This is a genomic window from Protofrankia sp. CiP3, from assembly GCF_917627345.1.
GTDB lineage: Bacteria > Actinomycetota > Actinomycetes > Frankiales > Frankiaceae > Protofrankia.
Genome location: NZ_CAKJTM010000201.1, coordinates 1105 through 2721, shown reverse-complemented (window position 1 = coordinate 2721; position 1617 = coordinate 1105). Strand labels below are relative to the sequence as shown.

Genomic DNA, 1617 nt, shown 5'->3' with positions numbered 1-1617 from the left:
AGCGGTCGGCCGCTGGCCCGGCGGGGCGTCCACAACACCACGTCAGTGCTGGCGAGGTACTCGGCGGCCAGCGCCTCGTCCGCGTCATGCCAGCCGCTCGGCACGCGCGGCCACCCATCCCCCAGCCGCGCCAGATCGTTGTTGGGATCCAACACGATCGATGACACGCCGCGCAGCGCGCACTCCTCGAGCAGGCGGCGGATCAGCACGGTCTTCCCGGATCCCGAACCAGCAAAGATCGCTACGTGTTTCCGGAACACCTCGATGTCAATACGGGCCGGCCGGCCGGCGGCCACCGTCCGGCCGACAGTGATCGCCTGGGAGCCCGCACTCTGGTCGGCAGGATTCGTACTCCGCTCTTCCGGCGCCTCGAACGGGTGGCTTTCGTAGCTGTTCTGGTCACCAAGTGGCGGACTCACCGACGAGCTGCTGACACGGCGGTGAGCGACGGCGCAGGAGTCGGCTCCTGCTGAGCTGGCGTTGGCGCCGTTGCCTGGATCGTCGGCCGGACGGATCGTGCCGGGCTCCGCATGTGCGTCGCTCCCATCCGGTGCCGCGTTGGCGAGGGCTGCGATCAGCAAGGCTGTCGTGCTGGCCGGACGGCGCGAATTCAACCATTCCCGCAGAGCTGGATGCGGCTGCTGGAGCAGCCTGCCCAGCGCGGTGAAGGTTGCCACGTCCTCGTCGCTGATTGGGAGTGTGACACCGCCGGCCGCTTCGAACGTCGCAAGGGCCTGCTGGGTCTTGACGCCGCGGCTCCACTCGGCGTTGCGCAGCAGGAACAACCGCCGACGTGCGCTGCCCTGGGTGAGCCCGGCCATCACGCAGGCGCTCTGGATGCGGTGCAGGGCCGCGTTGCCATGAGTACTGGTAACCGCTCGAAATGCCCACTGCATCTGCTCGCCGGTATCCCGGTTGATGGTGCGGCTGAGCCGCGCGTGCAGTGGAGGCCTTGCGCTTGGCTTCGGTTCAAGCGCGAAACCTCCGGGCGCACCACCGTTTTCGATGATCCAGGCGGTGAGACCGGCCGCCAGTAGTTCCGGTACAAGGCTGTCCTCGTTGCCGGGCGTGATGGCCGTCGTAGTCGACCGCAACCCGGCGAAAGCCGTGTCCAGCTCCGCGAACACCGCTGGCGGCAGGGGATGACGTACTGGTAACGGATCGTCCCCAGCAAACGACTCCAGCTCTTTGACCGTACCCATCAACAGGCACGACTGGATATGCCGTTCAATCCGCTGAAGCAGCTCGCGTGGTGTGTAGCTGGGCGCCTGGTCGAGTGCCGCCTGAGCCACCGGCCAGGTCGGGTACGGCGGCTCGAAACCGATACGCCGAAAGTGATCGTGGAACCGTCGAGCAAGGAGCTGGGTTATCAGCGCCGGATCATCGATGTGGCCAAGGGGTGGGATGGCGCGGAAGCGGTCCCGGACAGATGTCACAGCCCATTGCTCGAACATGATCCATGTCACCGGCAAGCAGGCCAGGACGCACAGTGCCCGCTCGGTCCGTTCGCGCAGGACGAGTAGCCCGTCCGCGAGGAGGTTGAGCTCGCGGAGGGAGCGATTCTCGTCCGGCTTGCCGTCCACCGACGCTGTTGTCTCCGCGACGATGGTGTCTACC

Annotated in this window: 1 protein-coding gene; it reads right to left on the bottom strand. The window is 66.7% G+C overall.

Annotated features, from left to right (window positions below; all coding sequences use genetic code 11):
• Positions 1-1617 (bottom strand): helicase HerA domain-containing protein (locus MJ797_RS26155; protein ID WP_239342317.1); only part of this gene is annotated, 1617 nt, incomplete at both ends.